Genomic DNA, 18,154 nt, shown 5'->3' with positions numbered 1-18,154 from the left:
ACTGCCGACCCAATACACACTATTTCGGACACGCCGCCCAGCCGTCCGCACGGCGGCGCGACGAGCGATGTCGCGCATTATCGCCCTGATTGCCGTGATTCGGGACCGGTACAGCTTACGTTGTACAACGCATCGAGGTTCGCCAGGGTGTCCCGCACATCACGAGAACACACCGATTGGCCCCAAGATTCCTGAGCCGGGCCGGAGTTGACGCTTCTTTTGCAGACGCAGGGCCCCGCCGGAACAGTTCCGGCGGGGCCCTGGACCGGCCGGACTACTTGCCGGTGAACTTCTCGTACTCCTTGAGCACCTCGTCGGTCGGGCCGTCCATCCGCAGCTCACCGCGTTCCAGCCACAGGACGCGGTTGCAGGTGTCGCGGATCGACTTGTTGTTGTGACTGACCAGAAACACGGTGCCGGCTTCCTTGCGCAGCTCCCGGATGCGGTCCTCGGAACGCTTCTGGAACTTGCGGTCGCCGGTGGCCAGGGCCTCGTCGATCATCAGGACGTCGTGGTCCTTGGCGGCGGCGATGGAGAAGCGGAGACGGGCCGCCATGCCGGAGGAGTAGGTGCGCATGGGCAGGGTGATGAAGTCGCCCTTCTCGTTGATGCCGGAGAAGTCGACGATGTCCTGGTAGCGCTCCTTGATCTCTTCCCGGGACATACCCATGGCAAGCCCGCCCAATATGACGTTCCGTTCGCCGGTGAGGTCGTTCATCAGGGCCGCGTTGACGCCGAGCAGCGAGGGCTGGCCGTCGGTGTAGACCTTGCCCTGCTCGGCGGGGAGCAGGCCGGCGATGGCGCGCAGCAGCGTCGACTTGCCGGAGCCGTTGGAGCCGATCAGACCGATGGCCTCGCCGCGGTACGCCACGAAGGAGACGCCTCGTACGGCGTGCACCTTGCGCACGCCCCGCGCCGTGTCGTCGGAGCCCCGCTTCAGAATGCGGCTGAGGGCCGCGGTGGCGCTGCCCTTGCCGGTCTTGGCGCCGTTGACGCGGTAGACGATGTGCAGGTCGTCCGCGATGACGGTGGGGATCCGTTCGTCCTGCTTCCGCTCAGCCACGGCCGTACCTCTCCTCCGCCTTCCAGAAGTACACGAAGCCACCCAGGGCGAAGAGCACGGCCCAGCCGCCCGCGGCCGCCCATACGTGGTCGGGGAGGTACTCGGAGCCGTAATCGTTCATGAGGGCGAAGCGCATCAGGTCCATGTAGATCGCGGCCGGGTTCCACTGGAGGACGTTCGAGATCCAGGCCGGCTTGTCCTCGAGGAAGATCGGGATGGAGAACATCACCCCCGACGCGTACATCCACGTCCGCATCACGAACGGCATCAGCTGCGCGAGGTCCGGGGTCTTGGCGCCCGCCCGGGCCATGATCAGCGCGAGGCCGGTGTTGAAGCAGAACTGAAGGGCGAGCACCGGCACGATCAGCAGCCAGGACAGGTCCGGGTAGTGGCCGAAGCCGACCGCGATGGCGAACAGCACGATCATCGAGAACAGCAGCTGCTGGAGCTGCTGGAGCGCGAAGGAGATCGGCAGCGAGGCGCGCGGGAAGTGCAGGGCGCGGACCAGGCCGAGGTTGCCGGAGATCGCGCGCACGCCCGCCATCACCGAGCTCTGCGTGAAGGTGAACACGAAGACGCCCGTGACCAGGAACGGGATGTACACCTCGCGGGACATGCCCCGGTCGGCCTCCAGGAGCAGGCCGAAGATGAAGAAGTACACGGCCGCGTTCAGCAGCGGTGTGGCCACCTGCCACAGCTGGCCGAGCTTGGCCTGGCTGTACTGGGCCGTCAGCTTCGCGCGGGAGAAGGCGAGGATGAAGTGCCGCCGGTCCCAGAGCTGACGGACGTACTCGATGAGGGACGGCCGGGCGCCGCTCACGCTCAGCCCGTACTTGGCGGCGAGCTCCCTCGCCGTGAGTCCCTCGTCGGGCGCCGCGGGCGCGCTCACCGCGACCGTGGCGTCGTGCGTTGTCTCACTCACTAGTGGAAACTTTCGTCTTCGAGATGCGCGGCCTGTCCGGGCCTGCATGAGCCGGGGGCCAGGGTACGGCCCCTCCCGGATACTCCCGGATACGAGCTTGTCAGATGACGGGGGGCCGGCCCAGTCGGGTCAGCCGCCACACCGTACGCCACTTCATGGGGCGACGGCGTCCGCACGGGGTGGTCCAGCCCTCGCGGAATCCGCCGAACCAGGCCCGCAGGGCGGAGCGGGAGGGACGGCGTACGAGGGTGAGCAGCAGCCACACGCCGAGGTAGACGGGGACGAGGGGCGCGGGGAGGTTGCGGCGGGCGAGCCAGACGCGGTTGCGGGCGACCATGCGGTGGTAGACCGCGTGCCGCGAGGGGGCGGTCGTCGGGTGGTACAGCACCATGTCGGACCGGTAGTCGATCATCCAGCCCGCGTCGAGGGCCCGCCATGCCAGGTCGGTTTCCTCGTGGGCGTAGAAGAATTCGTCCGGGAGGCCGCCGACGTCGGCGAAGACCCGGGTGCGGACGGCGTTGGCGCCGCCGAGGAACGTGGTGACGCGGGAGGAGCGCATCGGGTCGGAGGCCCGCAGCCGGGGCACGTGGCGGCGCTGGGTGACCCCGGTGTCGGGGTCGGCTATGCGGAAACTCACGATGCCGAGCTTCGGGTCGGCCTCGAAGGCCTTGCGGCACAGCTCGGCGGTGTCGTGGCTCGCGAGCAGCCCGTCGTCGTCCAGGAACAGCAGGATGTCGACGTCCCGGCCGGCCGGGCCGAAGGCCTCGATGCCGACGTTGCGGCCGCCGGGGATGCCGAGGTTCTCGGGCAGCTCGATCGTGCGGACGCCCTCGGGGACGTCCGGGACGGGCGAGCCGTTGCCGACGACGACCACCTCGACCGGGTCGCCGTCCTGCTTGGCGACCGAGTCGAGCAGGGCGCGCAGTTCGTCGGGGCGGTTGCCCATGGTGATGATGACGGCGCCGACCTTCATGCCGCTCACTTCAGCCTGCTCGAAGCGAGGATGGAGACCAGGTGCAGCAGGGTCTGGAGCAGCGCGATGCCGGCCAGCACCGCGACGCCGAGCCGGGAGAAGAACAGGTCGCCGCGGGCCTGGTCGACGATCGCCAGGACCAGGATCAGCAGGGACGCCTCGATGCCGAGGATCAGGCGGTGGAACTTGAACGCGGCGGCGGCCCTGCGGGCCAGCGCCATGCCGGAGGAGCGCATCTCGGATGCGGTCTCCTTGACCGGCGGCTTTCCGGTCTGGTGCCGGGCGACGCCGACGAGGTCGGTCTCGGCCTTGATCAGGATGGCGCCGAGGGCGGCCAGGGTGCCGAGGAAGGCCCACAGCCAGTCGATCCGGCCGCTGCCCCACAGGTCGGCGGCGCGCAGGCCGAAGCCGACGAGCACCGCGGCGTCGGTGAGGTAGGCGCCGACGCGGTCCAGGTAGACGCCGCTGAGGGAGTACTGCTTCCTCCAGCGCGCGATCTCGCCGTCGACGCAGTCCAGCAGGAGGTACATCTGGACCATGACGACGCCGAGTACGGCGCCCGGGATCCCCGGCACGAGCAGTGCCGGGGCCGCGAGTACACCGAAGACGGTCATCAGGTACGTGAGCTGGTTGGGCGTGACCCGGGTGTTCACCAGGTAACGGTCGACCCGCAGGGACACCTCACGCATGTAGAGGCGTCCCATCCAGTGCTCACCGCTGCGCCGGTCCTTCACCCCCGCGGGGTGAACGACGGGGCGTAGTTCAGCTACCGATGGCCTTGACATAGTCGGCGTAGGTGTCCTTGATCTGTTCGGTGTTCAGGTCGAGGTGTTCGAGGATGGTGTAGCGGCCGGGCCGGGTCTCCGGGGCGAACTCGACGGCCTTGACGAACTCGTCCGTGGTGAAGCCGATCTCGTCCGGCAGCACGGGCAGCCCGTGCCGGCGCAGCACCTCGGCCATGTACGCCGACTCGTCGTGCGCCCCGCGCAGCCACATCGCGAAGGCCGCGCCGAGACCGCACTGCTCGCCGTGGGCGGCGGCCCGCTTCGGATAGAGCAGGTCGAAGGCGTGGTTGATCTCGTGGCACGCCCCGGAGGACGGCCGCGAGTCGCCCGACACCGACATGGCGATGCCGCTGAGGACCAGCGCCTCGGCGAGCACCTGGAGGAAGTCGTTGTCCCCGATGCCGCCCGGGTGCCGCAGTACGGCCTCGCCGGCCTGGCGGGCCATGGCCGCGGCGAGTCCGTCGATCCGCTCGCCCTTGACGCGGTTGGCCAGCTCCCAGTCGGCGATCGCCGAGATGTTGGAGACGGCGTCGCCGATGCCGGCGCGGACGAAGCGGACCGGGGCCTCGCGGATGACGTCCAGGTCGATGACGACGGCGATCGGGTTCGGTACGCCGTAGGAGCCGCGGCCCGCGTCGTTGTCGAGGGTGGCGACCGGCGAGCACAGGCCGTCGTGCGCCAGGTTCGTGGGCACGGCGACCAGGGGCAGGCCGACCCGGGCCGCGGCGAACTTGGCGCAGTCGATGATCTTGCCGCCGCCGAGGCCGACGACCGCGTCGTAGTGGCCGGCCTTTATGTCACTGGCCAGCCGCACCGCGTCGTCGAGGGTGCCGCCGCCGACCTCGTACCAGGTGGCGCCGGGCATGCCGGGCGAGATGCGCTCGCGCAGCCTGGCGCCGGAGCCGCCGCTGACCGCGACGGCGAGGCGGCCGGAGTGCGAGATGCGCTCGTCGGCGAGGACGCACGCCAGGTCGTCGAGGGCACCCGGGCGGATGTCCACGACCAGCGGCGAGGGGATGAGCCGGGTCAGTACTGGCATGCGATCTCCCGTCCACGGGCGAGATCGTCGTGGTTGTCGATCTCCACCCACTTGACGTCGCCGATCGGCGCCACGTCGATACGGAAGCCGCGGTTCACCAGCTCCTGGTAGCCGTGCTCGTAGAACTGCTGCGGGTCGGTCTCCCACACGGTCTTGAGCGCGTCGGCCAGTTCGGCGGCCGCGTCGCCCTCGATGAGGGTGACGCCGATGTACTCGCCGGTGGCCTCGGCGGGGTCCATCAGCTTGGTGATCTTCGTCATGCCCTTGGCGGGGTCGACGACGACCTTCATCTCCTCGTCGGCCAGGTCCTTCACGGTGTCCAGGGCGAGGATGATCTTCTTGCCGTCACCGCGGGCGGCGAGCAGCGTCTTCTCGACGGAGACCGGGTGGACGGTGTCGCCGTTGGCGAGGATCACACCGTCCTTGAGGGCGTCACGCCCGCACCACAGGGAGTAGGCGTTGTTCCACTCCTCGGCCTTGTCGTTGTCGATGAGGGTGAGCTTGAGGCCGTACTTCGCCTCCAGCGCCTCCTTGCGCGCGTACACGGCCTCCTTGCGGTAGCCGACGATGATCGCGGCTTCGGTGAGGCCGACCTCGGCGAAGTTGGCGAGGGTCAGGTCGAGAACCGTGGGTTCGCCCTCTATGCCCGCGGGCCCCACCGGCACCAGCGCCTTGGGAAGGCTGTCGGTGTAGGGGCGCAGACGCCGTCCGGCGCCGGCCGCCAGCACGAGGCCGATCATGCGGGTTCTCCTTCATCGTGTACGGCGGGCGCCCCTGCGGACACCCAGAAGCGGATGCTCTCGACGAGCACCACCAGGGCCACGGCCACGGCGAGAACCGTGAGCGCGACCGTGAACTGCGAGGCGGTGAGCAGCGCGGCGAGGACGGTGACGAGCAGCGTCCGTCCTTCGTGCCCCCCGATGGAACGCACCAGCCAGGCCGGGGGCGCTCCGGCGTTGCCGCGGATGCGGTACACCGTGTCGTAGTGATGGTAGGCGACCGCGCCCACCAGCCCGAAAGCCGCAGGAAGGGCTCCGTTCACGTCCGCCCGGGCCGCCAGGACCAGGACGGTGCCGTATTCGGCGGCGCGGAGGAACGGGGGGACCAGCCAGTCGAGGGCGCCCTTGAGGGGGCGGGCGACGGCCAGGCCGGAGGTGAGGGCGTAGGCGAGGGCGGCGACGATCGGCCAGGGTCCGCCGAAGCCGGTGACCGCGGCCACGGCGACGACGGCGACACCGCCGAGGAGGGCGACGGCGGGGGTCGCGAAGCCCGGCAGCCTGCGCGCGGGCTTCCTGAGTGCCTCCGCCACGCCCTGGGCGAGCGGCCCGCTGTCCGCGAGGTCGGCGAGCGCCCCGGCCGCCCGGTCGGTCCGCCGGGCCTTGCGGGTCAGGGAGCGCAGCACCCGGCCCGCCGTGGTGTACGTCGCCGCGAAGGCGCAGCCGATGAGCAGCGCGTAGAAGGTGATACGGGGGGTGGTCGCCGCCGTGAGGACGGCGATCATCGCCCAGCGCTCGCCGATCGGCAGGACGATCATGCGGCGCACCCAGACCGTCCAGCCGACGCTGTCGAGCTTGTCGGAGAGGGCGGCGGTGGGGCTGGTGTTGGCGGTGGCGTCGTGGTTGGCCTCGTTGAAGGAGAAGTCCACGACGTGCCGGCAGGTCTGGAGGACCATGGCGCCGAGGGCGAGGGCCCAGACGTCGTCTCCGCCGCGGGCGGCACCGAGGGCGAGTCCGGCGTAGTAGGCGTACTCCTTGGCCCGGTCGAAGGTGGCGTCGAGCCAGGCGCCGAGCGTGGAGTACTGGAGGGAGTAGCGGGCGAGCTGGCCGTCGGTGCAGTCCAGTACGAAGGACGCGATCAGCAGCACGCCGGCCGCGACGAAGCCGCCGCGGGTGCCGGTGGCCGCGCAGGCCGCCGCTATGAGGGCGGTGAGGAGCGAGGCCGTGGTGACCTGGTTGGGGGTCAGGCCGCGGCGGGCGCACCAGCGGGCGATGTAGCGGGAGTACGGGCTGATGCAGTAGGTGGTGAAGAAGCCGTCGCGGGACTTCACGGCCGACTTCAGGCGCACGGCCTCGTCGTCGACGTCCGCCACCGCCTGCCGTGCCTCGTTGCGGGCCTGCGGGTCGGCGGGGACGGTGGCGACGAGGCTGCCCAGTTCGGGGCGGTGCACGTCGGCGCCGTCGGCGTCGAGGGCGGTGAGGATGCGGTCGGCGAGGCTGTCGACGAGGGTGGTGCCGCCGCCCGCGGAGTTCTCGCGGGCCATCGCCCGGGTCAGGGCCTGGCGGCCGGCCGGCTGGGCCGTGACGGCGCCCGGGATCGCGGCGAGCGGGAAGCGGGGGTCGGTGAGACCGAGGCGCAGCGCATGCACATGCCCCACGAACCGGGCGTCGACCAGGGCGACCCTCTCCTCGCCCGGCACCCCGGCGAGCAGGGTCTCCGCCTCGGCGGCGTCGGCCGCCACCCGCACGTCGAAGCCGAGGGACCGCAGATCGCCCTCGATCGACGATCCGGGGACCGGCTGTCCGGTGAGGATGGCGGTCGACAACCGAATTCACTCCCTGGGGACCGACGCGTCCGCGCCAGTGCTGTACATGGTGGGGGCGCCCGAGCCGGAAGCTCCCGGCCGGCATGTCGGCAGAGGCTATCGGATGCCGGGAGGGCCACGTTCACCGCCTGTTCGGCAGATCGATCTACGTGGTTCGCACAAGCCCTTGCCGCGATCATCATCGTGGATCCGGGGCCCGCCCCACAAACCGTGCCCTCAGACCGGACATCGGGGACATCGCGCCGGGTCCGGCCGTGGCCGCATAGGGTGGACGACCATGACTTGGCTGATCACCGGCGGGGCCGGCTACATCGGGGCCCACGTGGCCAGGGCCATGGACGAGGCCGGGGAGCGCGTCCTCGCCCTGGACGACCTCTCGTTCGGGGTGCCCGCGCGGCTCCCGGCGGACGTACCGCTCGTCGAGGGGTCCTCGCTCGACGGTGACCTGCTGAAGCGGGTGTTCGCCGAGCACGGCGTGACGGGTGTGGTGCATCTCGCGGCGCGCAAGCAGGTCGCCGAGTCGGTCGCGCGGCCGACGCGCTACTACCAGGAGAACGTGGGCGGTCTGGCGGCCCTCCTGGACGCGGTCGCCGAAGCCGGGATCGAGCGCTTCGTGTTCTCGTCGTCGGCCGCGGTGTACGGCGACCCGGGGGTGGACCTCATCACGGAGGACACACCCTGTGCGCCGGTCAACCCGTACGGCGAGACCAAGCTCGCCGGGGAGTGGCTGGTACGGGCGGCGGGCCGCGCGCACGGGATCTCCACCGTATGTCTGCGCTATTTCAACGTGGCGGGCGCCGCCGCGCCGGAACTGGCCGACACGGGTGTCTTCAACATCGTCCCGATGGTCTTCGACCGGCTGACGCGCGACGAGGCGCCCAGGATCTTCGGTGACGACTATCCGACCCCGGACGGCACCTGTATCCGTGACTACATTCACGTCGCCGACCTGGCCGAGGCGCATCTCGCGGCGGCGCGGCGACTCGCCGGCGGGGACGTCACGGGCGATCTGACGGTCAACATCGGCCGGGGCGAGGGCGTCTCGGTGCGCGAGCTCATCACGGTCATCGGCGAGGTCACCGGCGACCGCCGCCCCCCGCTCGTCGAGGGCCGCCGCCCCGGGGACGCCCCGCGGGCGGTCGCCTCGGCGGCCCGGGCGGCCGGGGAACTCGGGTGGACCGCGCGGCGCGGGGTGCGCGAGATGGCCGAGTCGGCGTGGCGGGGCTGGCTCCTGCACCACGGCTCCTGAGTGCGGCCCCCGACCGGTTGAGGGTGCCCTGACCTGCGCATCGTTTCCGCAGGTCAGGGCACATGACAACGGTGTTCAGTGCCGCGTTGCGCATACCCCCTCCCCGTAGTTCACTGGGGTGCCCGAGCGCGATCGGACGGGTACTCGGACGGACACAGGAGGGGCTTTCATGGGGGCTGGGCACGATCACGGGCACGCGCACGGCGCGCCGGCCGACGGTACGGCGACCTCGGCGTACCGCGGCAGGCTGCGGATCGCGCTGGCGATCACGCTCGGCATCGTCGTCGTCCAGGTCGTCGGCGGGGTGCTCGCCGACTCGCTCGCGCTCGTCGCGGACTCGGCGCACATGGCGACGGACGCGCTGGGCCTGGGCATGGCGCTGCTGGCGATCCGCTTCGCGAACCGCCCGGCCAGCGACCAGGCGACCTTCGGGTACGCCCGCGCCGAGATACTCGCCGCCCTGGCCAACTGTCTGCTGCTGCTCGGGGTCGGCGGGTACGTCGTGTACGAGTCGGTCCAGCGCTTCGTCACCCCGGCGGACACCGAGGGCCACCTCGCTGTCGTGTTCGGTGCCATCGGCCTGGTCGCGAACATGGTGTCGCTGGCGCTGCTGATGCGCGGCCAGAAGGAGAGCCTGAACGTGCGCGGCGCGTTCCTGGAGGTGGCGGCGGACGCCCTCGGCTCGGTCACGGTGATCGTCTCGGCCCTGGTGATCATGCTCACGGGCTGGCAGGCCGCCGACCCGATCGCCTCGCTCGTCATCGCGCTGATGATCGTGCCGCGCACGGTGAAGCTGCTGCGCGAGACCCTGAACGTCCTGCTGGAGGCGGCGCCGAAGGGCGTCGACATGGCGGAGGTGCGGGCCCACATCCTGGCGACCGACGGGGTGGAGGACGTCCACGACCTGCACGCCTGGACGATCACCTCCGGGATGCCGGTGCTGTCGGCGCACGTGGTCGTCAGCTCGGAGGTGCTGAGCGCGATAGGCCACGAGAAGATGCTCCACGAACTCCAGGACTGTCTCGGCGGCCACTTCGACGTGGAGCACTGCACCTTCCAGCTGGAGCCGAGCGGGCACCGGGAGCACGAGGCGCACCTCTGTCACTGACACGCCTCTGCTGAGGCATGTGGGACTGATGGCGCTGGTGGGGCGCATTCGGTCTGGAGTGCGCCGGGGTACGCAGCCCTCCGGCGCGCGCCCGCGCCCTGGCTCTCACCGCACCGGCGGGGACGATTTTCGGCCCATCGCGCCGGGCACGCTCACCTACTGGGTCCCTCTTCCGGGGCCGAGCGGCGCCGGCCGCGCTCCGCGCCACCGCGCGGGACATGCGGGCGCGGCGCGAAGTGCCGGGAGTGCCGGATTCGTACGGCAGACTTGGGGCGCGAAGACCGATGTGAAGGATGGGTATGCCGATCACACCTGCCACCGCGACGCACAGCCCGTCGAACGGCACCGCAGACGCGATTTTGCTGGAACTGGTCGACGAGGACGGCGTGACGATCGGCACCGCGGAGAAGCTCGCCGCCCACCAGCCGCCCGGGCAGCTGCACCGCGCGTTCTCCGTGTTCCTCTTCGACGAGTACGGCCGGCTGCTGCTCCAGCAGCGGGCGCTGGGCAAGTACCACTCCCCCGGCGTGTGGTCGAACACGTGCTGCGGCCACCCCTACCCCGGTGAGGCACCCTTCGCGGCGGCGGCGCGGCGGACCTTCGAGGAGCTCGGCGCCTCCCCCTCCCTGCTGGCCGAGGCGGGCACGGTCCGCTACAACCACCCGGACCCGGAGTCCGGTCTGGTGGAGCAGGAGTACAACCACCTCTTCGTCGGGATGGTGCAGGCCGTGCTGCGGCCGGACCCGGCGGAGGTGGCGTCGACGGCGTTCGTGACACCGCCCGAGCTGGCGGAGCGGCACGCCAAGGACACCTTCTCGTCCTGGTTCATGACCGTCCTGGACGCGGCCCGGCCGGCGATCAGGGAACTGACCGGCACGTCGGCCGGCTGGTGACGACGGCCCTGACGAGGCCCTTCTAGAGGAAGCGCGCGGGCTTGAGCGGCAGAGTGGCCCAGATCACCTTGCCGCCGCTCGCGGTGTAGTCGACCTCGCACACCCCGCCCGCCTCCCGGGTGATCTCGCGCACCAGCAGCAGTCCGCGGCCGCCGGTCCGGCCGTGGTCGGTCTCCAGTGCGGTCGGCCGGTACGGGTGGCTGTCCTCCACGGACACGCGCAGCCACTCGGCGCCGACGGCCAGCTCGACGGCGATGGTCGGCGAGAGCACCGCCGCGTGCTTCACGGCGTTCGTCACCAGCTCCGAGACGATCAGCAGCAGCCCCTGGGCCAGGTCGTCCGAGACGGGCACCCCCTGACGCAGCAGCAGGTCCCGTACGGCGTGCCGCGCCTGCGGCACCGAGGCGTCGACCGCTGGTGCGGTGAACCGCCAGACCCCTTCGTACGGCAGCGGATCTCCGGGCCCCTGGCCGAGGGGCGCCGCGCCGCCCTCTGGGCGTGGACCGAACCCACGCCCGTCGTTGTCCATCGTCCGGTCGCCACCCTCGCGCTCGATTGTCGCCACACCCCGAGTGTTGGTAACGATGCGCTCCCTACCCCAGAGCTGACCAGAAGTCAGCAGGTATCGAGCACTTCTGACCGTTGGCGTATGACACGGTCAGTTGTGGGACTGGTCCTGCCCCTGTTGTGCCGTCTCGGCGAACTATTCGGGTTGTACGGGTTTGGCATCCGGATAGCATCCGGCGCATGGAGCCGCAGCTGCTGTACAGCGTGACCGACTCGGTCGCGACGGTCGTGATCCGCCATCCCGAGAAGCGCAACGCCATGACGGCCGCCATGTGGCGCTCCCTGCCGCCGCTGCTGGAGAAGCTCGCGGGCGATCCGGCCGTGCGGGCGCTGGTGCTCACCGGCGAGGGCGGGACGTTCTGCGCCGGGGCCGACATCTCGACGCTGCGGGGCTCGCCGGAGGAGGCGCAGCGGCTGGCGGTGGAGGCGGAGGAGGCGCTCGCCGCGTTCCCGAAGCCGACGCTGGCGGCGGTGCGCGGGCACTGTGTGGGCGGCGGGGCGCAGCTGGCGGCGGCATGTGATCTGCGGTTCGCCGAGGAGGGGGCGCTGTTCGGCGTGACCCCCGCGAAGCTCGGCATCGTCTACCCGGCGTCCTCGACCAGGCGGCTGGTCTCCCTGGTCGGGCCGGCCACCGCCAAGTACCTGCTGTTCTCCGGCGAACTGATCGACGCGGAACGGGCACTGCGCACCGGGCTGGCCGACGAGGTGCTGCCCGAGGGGAAACTGGGCAAGAGGGTCGCCGAGTTCACGCGGGTCCTGGCGTCCCGTTCGCTGCTGACCCAGGCCGCGGCCAAGGAGTTCGCGAACGGGCGCACGGACCGCGACGCCCACTGGGCCGCACAGGCACGCGAGAGCGGCGACACCGCCGAGGGCGTCGCCGCGTTCCTGGAGCGCAGGCAGCCGCGGTTCGGCTGGAGTACGCCTACGTCAGGATGACGCCGGCGCGTGACCGGAGCAGTTCGACGGTGCGCGCGGGTGCCTTTTCTGCCATGAGGGGCACAGCCGTAGAGGACATACCAAGCGGTTGGTAACCTGCCGGGCATGACGACTGCCGCCCTCTCGCCGCTCGCCGGCCGACGCTGCCAGAACGTGCTCAATTCGCTCCACGCGACGCACTACTTCTCGCCGGACCTGGGGCGGGAACTGGGTGCTGCCGGGATCACTCATCCCCACGCCGTGAACTTCGCCGTGCGGGCCGCCGCCCTCGGGCCGGTCGGGGCCGGGGCGGTGGTGGCGGCCTTCTACAACTACAAGTACGAGCTCGTGGCCCGGCACGTGCCGGCGGTGTGGGAGGCCGCGACGCCCGCCCAGGTGCTGGCGGCACGCGCGCGTGCGGTCGACGCGACGCTGCGCCGCCTGCTCGGCGAAGAGGCCCTGGCGTCGGCGGCGATGGCCGAGGCCGCGCGGCTCGCGCTTCGCGCCGCCGAGGCCTGCTCGCGCGGGGCGCGGCCGCTGTACGCCGCCCATGCCGACCTGCCGGTCCCCGAGGAGCCGCACCTCGCGTACTGGCATGCGGCGACCCTGCTGCGCGAGCACCGGGGCGACGGGCATCTGGCCGTGCTGATGTCCGTGGGGCTGGACGGGCTGGAGGCCATGGTGACCCACACGGCGACGGGCAAGGGCATGGCACCGAAGTGGGTCTTCAGGAGCCGGGGCTGGAACCAGGAGGACTGGGACGCGGCGGCGGGCCGGCTGCGTGAGCGCGGGCTGCTGGACGCGGCCGGCGAACTCACCGAGCGCGGTGCCGCCCTGCGTGAGGAGATCGAGCAGGAGACGGACCGCCTGGACCGGGCACCGTACGAACACCTGGGCGCGGAGGGGGTGGCGCGGCTGACCGAGCTGGGGGCGGCGTTCGCGCAGGCGGCGCTCACGGCCGGGGCCTATCCGGCGGATCTGGTCGGCAAGCGCTGACCGGGGGCTCCTGGAAGCGGCCCGCCCCTCATCCGCACTCCGTGCCGAGTACGCGTGTTCGGCCGTGACGCATGGTGAAGCCTTGGTGAGGTACCCGTTCCCTCCCGGCCGCTGCGGTCGGGAGAGGAGAAAGGGGAATTTCGTGTTCCGTGCCATTGCAGATGTGCTGCGCCAGATCGGCGGTGCCATCGCCACCGTCGTGACGCTGCCCTTCCGGGCCCTGGCCCGGCTCTTCGGCGGCGCTTCGTCCTCCACCCGCAGCCGCAGGGTCTGACCAGAACGGTCCCGACGTGCCGGGTGCCGCCCTGACCCCCGAGTGTCGGTGTCACCTGCCACAATTGCCGCGCAACCTCAGTGGATAGGCGGTACGGGATCGTGACGACACCCGGGTCCCTCGAAGTAGGGTCCATCGAAGGCAGGATCGCCGAGGAGCTCGGCGTACGGGAGCGGCAGGTCAGGGCTGCCGTGGAACTGCTGGACGGCGGTTCTACGGTGCCCTTCATCGCCCGCTACCGCAAGGAAGCGACCGAGATGCTCGACGATGCGCAGCTGCGCACGATCGAGGAGCGGCTGCGCTATCTGCGGGAGCTGGAGGAGCGGCGGGCGGCGATCCTGGACTCGGTGCGCGAGCAGGGCAAGCTCACCGAGGAACTGGAGGCGCGGATCCGGGGCGCGGAGACCAAGGCGCGCCTGGAGGACATCTACCTCCCGTACAAGCCCAAGCGGCGCACCAAGGCACAGATCGCGCGTGAGGCCGGTCTCGAGCCGCTGGCGGAGGGGCTGCTCGGCGATCCGTCCGTCGAGCCCCTCGCCGCGGCCGCCGCGTTCGTCGACGCCGACAAGGGCGTGGCCGATCCGCAGGCGGCCCTCGACGGCGCCCGGGCGATCCTCACCGAGCGGTTCTCGGAGGACGCCGACCTGATCGGCGAGCTGCGCGAGCGCATGTGGGTGCGCGGGCGGCTGGCCGCCAAGGTGCGGGACGGCAAGGAGGAGGCGGGCGCGAAGTTCGCCGACTACTTCGACTTCGCGGAGCCGTTCACCGAGCTGCCCTCGCACCGCATCCTGGCGATGCTGCGCGGCGAGAAGGAGGAGGTCCTCGACCTCGTCCTGGAGCCCGAGGAGCCGACGGACGGCCCGTCGTCGTACGAGGGGATGGTCGCCCACCGGTTCGGGATCGCCGACCGGGGCCGCCCCGGCGACAAGTGGCTGCTGGACACGGTGCGTTGGGCCTGGCGCACCCGCATCCTCGTCCACCTCGGCATCGATCTGCGGCTGCGGCTGCGCACGGCCGCCGAGGACGAGGCGGTGCGGGTCTTCGCGGCCAACCTGCGCGACCTGCTGCTCGCCGCCCCGGCGGGCACGCGCGCGACGCTCGGCCTCGACCCCGGTTTCCGTACGGGCGTGAAGGTCGCCGTCGTCGACGCGACCGGCAAGGTCGTCGCCACGGACGTCATCCACCCCCACGTCCCGGCCAACCGGTGGGACGAGGCCATCGCCAAGCTCGCCCGGCTGGCGAAGGAGCACGCGGTCGAGCTGATCGCCATCGGCAACGGCACGGCGTCCCGCGAGACCGACAAGCTCGCCGGGGAACTGATCGCCAAGCACCCGGAGCTGAACCTCACGAAGGTGATGGTGTCCGAGGCCGGCGCGTCCGTGTACTCGGCGTCCGCCTTCGCCTCGCAGGAACTGCCCGACATGGACGTGTCGCTGCGCGGCGCCGTGTCGATCGCCCGGCGGCTCCAGGACCCGCTGGCCGAGCTGGTGAAGATCGACCCGAAGTCGATCGGTGTCGGCCAGTACCAGCACGACCTGTCCGAGGTGAAGCTGTCGCGTTCGCTGGACGCGGTGGTGGAGGACTGTGTGAACGGCGTGGGCGTGGACGTCAACACGGCGTCGGCCCCCCTGCTCGCCCGGGTCTCCGGCATCAGCTCCGGGCTCGCCGAGAACATCGTGGCGCACCGGGACGCCAACGGCCCGTTCAAGTCCCGTGGTGAGCTGAAGAAGGTGGCGCGGCTGGGCCCGAAGGCGTACGAGCAGTGCGCGGGCTTCCTGCGGATCCGCGGCGGTGACCCGCTGGACGCGTCCAGTGTGCACCCGGAGGCGTACCCGGTCGTCCGGCGCATGGTGAAGACCGCCGGGCAGGAGGTCGCGGGGCTCATCGGCAACACCGGGGTACTGCGCTCGCTGAAGCCGCAGGACTTCGTGGACGAGACGTTCGGTCTGCCGACGGTCACCGACATCCTGAAGGAGCTCGAGAAGCCCGGCCGCGACCCGCGTCCGGCCTTCAAGACGGCCGCCTTCAAGGAGGGCGTGGAGAAGATCTCCGACCTGTCGGCCGGGATGGTCCTGGAAGGTGTCGTGACGAACGTCGCCGCGTTCGGCGCGTTCGTGGACGTCGGTGTCCACCAGGACGGTCTGGTGCACGTCTCCGCGATGTCGAAGACGTTCGTCAAGGACCCGCGGGACGTGGTGAAGCCCGGGGACATCGTCAAGGTGAAGGTCCTCGACGTCGACATCCCGCGCAAGCGGATCTCGCTGACCCTGCGCCTGGACGACGAGGCGGCCCCGCAGGGGCAGGACGGCACCGGCGAGCGCAGGCAGCGGGGCGGGCGTCCGCCGCAGCAGCGGCAGGGCGGTCGTGGCGGCGGCCGTGGCGGCCGTGGCGGCGGTGGCGGTGGCGGTTCGCGTCAGGCGCCTCCGCCTGCCAACGGTGCGATGGCCGACGCGCTGCGCCGCGCGGGCCTGGTCGACCCCAAGAAGGGCAAGCGTTGACCGTTCGGCTGTGGGGAGCTGCGGGTCCGTTGTGGCCGGTCGCGCAGTTCCCCGCGCCCCTGGTGAAGAGGCGCTTCGCGCCCTTCACGATCTAGTGTGGCCGGTATGTCTGCTTCGCGTGTCATCACCTGGGACGTTTCCGCAAGCCGGGGGGTCGAGACCGCTTGGGTCGAGCTCGGGGACGGAGTGATGCGGGCGCGGGGGCGGGCCGTCGGGACCGTCCCCCAGCCGTACTGGGTCTCCTACGAACTCGAAACCGCCGAAGGGTTCGTGACCCGGCGACTGAGCGTCACGGTGGAGACAGAGGCGCAAGACCACGTCCTCGATCTGCGGCACGACGGCGGGGGCGGGTGGACCGCGAACGGCGTCCCCCTCCCCGCCGTCGACGGCGCCCTCGACTGTGATCTCGGGCTGTGTCCGCTCACCAACACCATGCCGGTGCTCCGGCACGGCCTCCATCGCGGGCCGGGCGAGCTGGAGCTCCTGATGGCCTGGGTGTCCGTGCCGGACCTGGCCGTGCGGCCGTCCCGGCAGACCTACACGCATCTCGGCCCCGGGCGGGTCCGGTACGCCTCCGGTGACTTCCGCAGCGATCTGGAGTTCGACGAGGAGGGGTACGTCGTCGACTACCCCGAGCTGGCCCGTCGCCTGACGGCCCGTTAGCGCTCGGTCACCTTGCCGTCCGCCACCTCAAGGCGGCGCGTGACGTGTACGGCGTCGAGCATGCGGCGGTCGTGGGTGACCAGCAGGAGGGTGCCCTCGTAGGAGTCGAGGGCCGACTCCAACTGCTCGATGGCGGGCAGGTCGAGGTGGTTGGTCGGCTCGTCGAGGACCAGGAGGTTGACGCCCCGGCCCTGGAGCAGTGCCAGGGCGGCCCTGGTGCGCTCGCCCGGGGAGAGGGTCGCCGCGGGGCGCAGGACGTGGTCCGACTTCAGGCCGAACTTGGCCAGGAGGGTGCGGACCTCGGCCGGTTCGGTGTCCGGGACGGCCGCACGGAAGGCGTCCATCAGGGGCTCCTGGCCGTGGAACAGCTTGCGAGCCTGGTCGACCTCCCCGAGCAGGACACCCGAGCCGAGCGCCGCGTGCCCGGCGTCGAGCGGGACACGGCCGAGCAGGGCGGCGAGCAGGGTGGACTTGCCGGCGCCGTTCGCGCCCGTCACCGCCACCCGGTCCGCCCAGTCGATCTGGAGGGACACCGGGCCGAGCACGAAGCCGCCGCGACGCACCTCGGCGTCCCGCAGGGTCGCCACGACGGCGCCCGAGCGCGGGGCCGACGCGATCTCCATGCGCAGCTCCCACTCCTTGCGGGGCTCCTCGACGACGTCCAGCCGCTCGATCATGCGCTGGGTCTGCCGGGCCTTCGCGGCCTGTTTCTCGCTGGCCTCGCTGCGGAACTTGCGGCCGATCTTGTCGTTGTCGTTGCTCGCCTTGCGGCGCGCGTTCTTCACGCCCTTGTCCATCCAGGAGCGCTGCATCTGCGCGCGGTCCTGGAGGGCCGACTTCTTGTCGGCGTACTCCTCGAACTCGTCGCGGGCGTGCCTGCGGGCGACCTCCCGCTCCTCCAGGTAGGCCTCGTAGCCACCGCCGTAGAGGTTGATCCGCCGCTGGGCGAGGTCGAGTTCGAGGACCTTGGTGACCGTGCGGGTGAGGAACTCGCGGTCGTGGCTGACGACCACCGTCCCGGCGCGCAGGCCGCTCACGAAGCGTTCGAGGCGCTCCAGGCCGTCCAGGTCCAGGTCGTTGGTGGGCTCGTCCAGGAGGAAGACGTCGTAGCGGGACAGGAGCAGGGAGGCGAGGCCGGCGCGGGCGGCCTGGCCGCCGGACAGCGACGTCATCAGCTGGTCCAGATCGACCGCCAGGCCCAGCGAGTCGGCGACCTCCTCGGCGCGTTCGTCGAGGTCGGCGCCGCCGAGTCCGAGCCAGCGCTCCAGGCTCGTGGCGTAGGCGTCGTCGGCGCCGGGGGCCCCGTCGACCAGGGCCTGGGTCGCCTCGTCCATGGTGCGCTGGGCCTCGGCCACGCCGGTGCGGCGGGCCAGGAACGCCCGTACGGTCTCGCCCGGGCGGCGGTCCGGCTCCTGCGGCAGGTGGCCGACGGTGGCGGTCGGCGGGGACAGGCGCAGCTCCCCCTGCTCGGGGGCGGTGAGTCCGGCGAGCATCCTGAGCAGGGTGGACTTGCCGGCGCCGTTGGCTCCGACCAGGCCGATCACGTCGCCGGGCGCGACGACGAGGTCGAGTCCGGCGAACAGGGAGCGGTCGCCGTGGCCGGCGGCGAGGTTCTTGGCGACGAGGGTGGCAGTCATCAGACCGCGATCCTAACGGCCGTCCCGGGC

General features: G+C 71.3%; 17 protein-coding genes. 8 read left to right on the top strand and 9 right to left on the bottom strand.

The window, feature by feature from the left end; all coding sequences use genetic code 11:
- Positions 1–274: 274 nt before the first annotated feature.
- The 7 genes from ABFX81_RS05010 to ABFX81_RS04980 form a co-directional block, all read right to left on the bottom strand.
- Positions 275–1,063, bottom strand: coding sequence for an ABC transporter ATP-binding protein (locus ABFX81_RS05010; RefSeq protein ID WP_346137668.1), 789 nt, complete (start codon positions 1,061–1,063; stop codon positions 275–277).
- On the bottom strand, positions 1,056–1,985 hold the full coding sequence (locus ABFX81_RS05005; protein WP_086854299.1) for an ABC transporter permease: 930 nt from the start codon (positions 1,983–1,985) through the stop codon (positions 1,056–1,058). The genes ABFX81_RS05010 and ABFX81_RS05005 overlap by 8 nt, the downstream gene beginning before the upstream one ends.
- Before the next feature lie 100 nt (positions 1,986–2,085).
- Positions 2,086–2,958 (bottom strand): glycosyltransferase, encoded by an 873-nt coding sequence (locus ABFX81_RS05000; RefSeq protein WP_086854300.1) that lies wholly within the window; start codon positions 2,956–2,958, stop codon positions 2,086–2,088.
- Positions 2,959–2,963: 5 nt separating this feature from the next.
- Positions 2,964–3,743 (bottom strand): CDP-alcohol phosphatidyltransferase family protein, encoded by a 780-nt coding sequence (locus tag ABFX81_RS04995; protein ID WP_346137667.1) that lies wholly within the window; start codon positions 3,741–3,743, stop codon positions 2,964–2,966.
- A complete protein-coding gene (locus tag ABFX81_RS04990; RefSeq protein ID WP_086854302.1) occupies positions 3,721–4,782 on the bottom strand; it encodes an iron-containing alcohol dehydrogenase in 1,062 nt (353 codons plus the stop codon). The genes ABFX81_RS04995 and ABFX81_RS04990 overlap by 23 nt, the downstream gene beginning before the upstream one ends.
- Positions 4,770–5,522: a phosphocholine cytidylyltransferase family protein gene (locus ABFX81_RS04985; RefSeq protein ID WP_086854303.1), complete on the bottom strand. Its 753-nt coding sequence runs from the start codon at positions 5,520–5,522 to the stop codon at positions 4,770–4,772. The genes ABFX81_RS04990 and ABFX81_RS04985 overlap by 13 nt, the downstream gene beginning before the upstream one ends.
- Positions 5,519–7,324: a DUF5941 domain-containing protein gene (locus tag ABFX81_RS04980; protein WP_086854304.1), complete on the bottom strand. Its 1,806-nt coding sequence runs from the start codon at positions 7,322–7,324 to the stop codon at positions 5,519–5,521. The genes ABFX81_RS04985 and ABFX81_RS04980 overlap by 4 nt, the downstream gene beginning before the upstream one ends.
- A gap of 277 nt (positions 7,325–7,601) precedes the next feature.
- On the opposite strand from ABFX81_RS04980, the gene galE reads away from it, so the two are divergent.
- From galE to idi, 3 genes are all read left to right on the top strand, one after another.
- On the top strand, positions 7,602–8,573 hold the full coding sequence (galE, locus tag ABFX81_RS04975; RefSeq protein WP_086854305.1) for a UDP-glucose 4-epimerase GalE: 972 nt from the start codon (positions 7,602–7,604) through the stop codon (positions 8,571–8,573).
- A 169-nt stretch (positions 8,574–8,742) separates the two neighbouring features.
- The gene (locus ABFX81_RS04970; protein WP_086854306.1) at positions 8,743–9,681 is read left to right on the top strand and encodes a cation diffusion facilitator family transporter; all 939 of its coding nucleotides are present in this window, start codon (positions 8,743–8,745) and stop codon (positions 9,679–9,681) included.
- A gap of 299 nt (positions 9,682–9,980) precedes the next feature.
- Positions 9,981–10,574 (top strand): isopentenyl-diphosphate Delta-isomerase, encoded by a 594-nt coding sequence (idi, locus tag ABFX81_RS04965; protein WP_086854307.1) that lies wholly within the window; start codon positions 9,981–9,983, stop codon positions 10,572–10,574.
- Between the two features lie 22 nt (positions 10,575–10,596).
- Here the strand turns inward: idi and ABFX81_RS04960 are convergent, their stop codons facing one another.
- Complete coding sequence (locus tag ABFX81_RS04960; protein ID WP_086854318.1) at positions 10,597–11,103, bottom strand: ATP-binding protein; 507 nt, start codon at positions 11,101–11,103, stop codon at positions 10,597–10,599.
- Positions 11,104–11,321: 218 nt separating this feature from the next.
- Here ABFX81_RS04960 and ABFX81_RS04955 point away from each other — a divergent pair, with 218 nt between their 5' ends.
- From ABFX81_RS04955 to ABFX81_RS04935, 5 genes are all read left to right on the top strand, one after another.
- Positions 11,322–12,077, top strand: coding sequence for an enoyl-CoA hydratase-related protein (locus ABFX81_RS04955; protein ID WP_086854308.1), 756 nt, complete (start codon positions 11,322–11,324; stop codon positions 12,075–12,077).
- Between the two features lie 105 nt (positions 12,078–12,182).
- The gene (locus ABFX81_RS04950) at positions 12,183–13,052 is read left to right on the top strand and encodes an SCO6745 family protein (protein WP_346137666.1); all 870 of its coding nucleotides are present in this window, start codon (positions 12,183–12,185) and stop codon (positions 13,050–13,052) included.
- A 142-nt stretch (positions 13,053–13,194) separates the two neighbouring features.
- The gene (locus ABFX81_RS04945) at positions 13,195–13,326 is read left to right on the top strand and encodes an LPFR motif small protein (RefSeq protein WP_010042827.1); all 132 of its coding nucleotides are present in this window, start codon (positions 13,195–13,197) and stop codon (positions 13,324–13,326) included.
- A 101-nt stretch (positions 13,327–13,427) separates the two neighbouring features.
- A complete protein-coding gene (locus ABFX81_RS04940; RefSeq protein WP_086854310.1) occupies positions 13,428–15,824 on the top strand; it encodes a helix-hairpin-helix domain-containing protein in 2,397 nt (798 codons plus the stop codon).
- Positions 15,825–15,929: 105 nt separating this feature from the next.
- Positions 15,930–16,487: a putative glycolipid-binding domain-containing protein gene (locus ABFX81_RS04935; protein ID WP_086854311.1), complete on the top strand. Its 558-nt coding sequence runs from the start codon at positions 15,930–15,932 to the stop codon at positions 16,485–16,487.
- On the opposite strand, the gene ABFX81_RS04930 is transcribed toward ABFX81_RS04935, so the two are convergent.
- A complete protein-coding gene (locus tag ABFX81_RS04930) occupies positions 16,484–18,124 on the bottom strand; it encodes an ATP-binding cassette domain-containing protein (protein WP_086854312.1) in 1,641 nt (546 codons plus the stop codon). The two genes, ABFX81_RS04935 and ABFX81_RS04930, sit on opposite strands and share 4 nt — an antisense overlap.
- Between the last annotated feature and the right edge of the window lie 30 nt (positions 18,125–18,154).

The sequence above is a fragment of the Streptomyces coeruleofuscus genome, assembly GCF_039532725.1.
Lineage (GTDB): Bacteria > Actinomycetota > Actinomycetes > Streptomycetales > Streptomycetaceae > Streptomyces > Streptomyces coeruleofuscus.
Note: the sequence above shows the minus strand (reverse complement) of the source record. Positions and strands in the feature narration are given on the sequence as shown.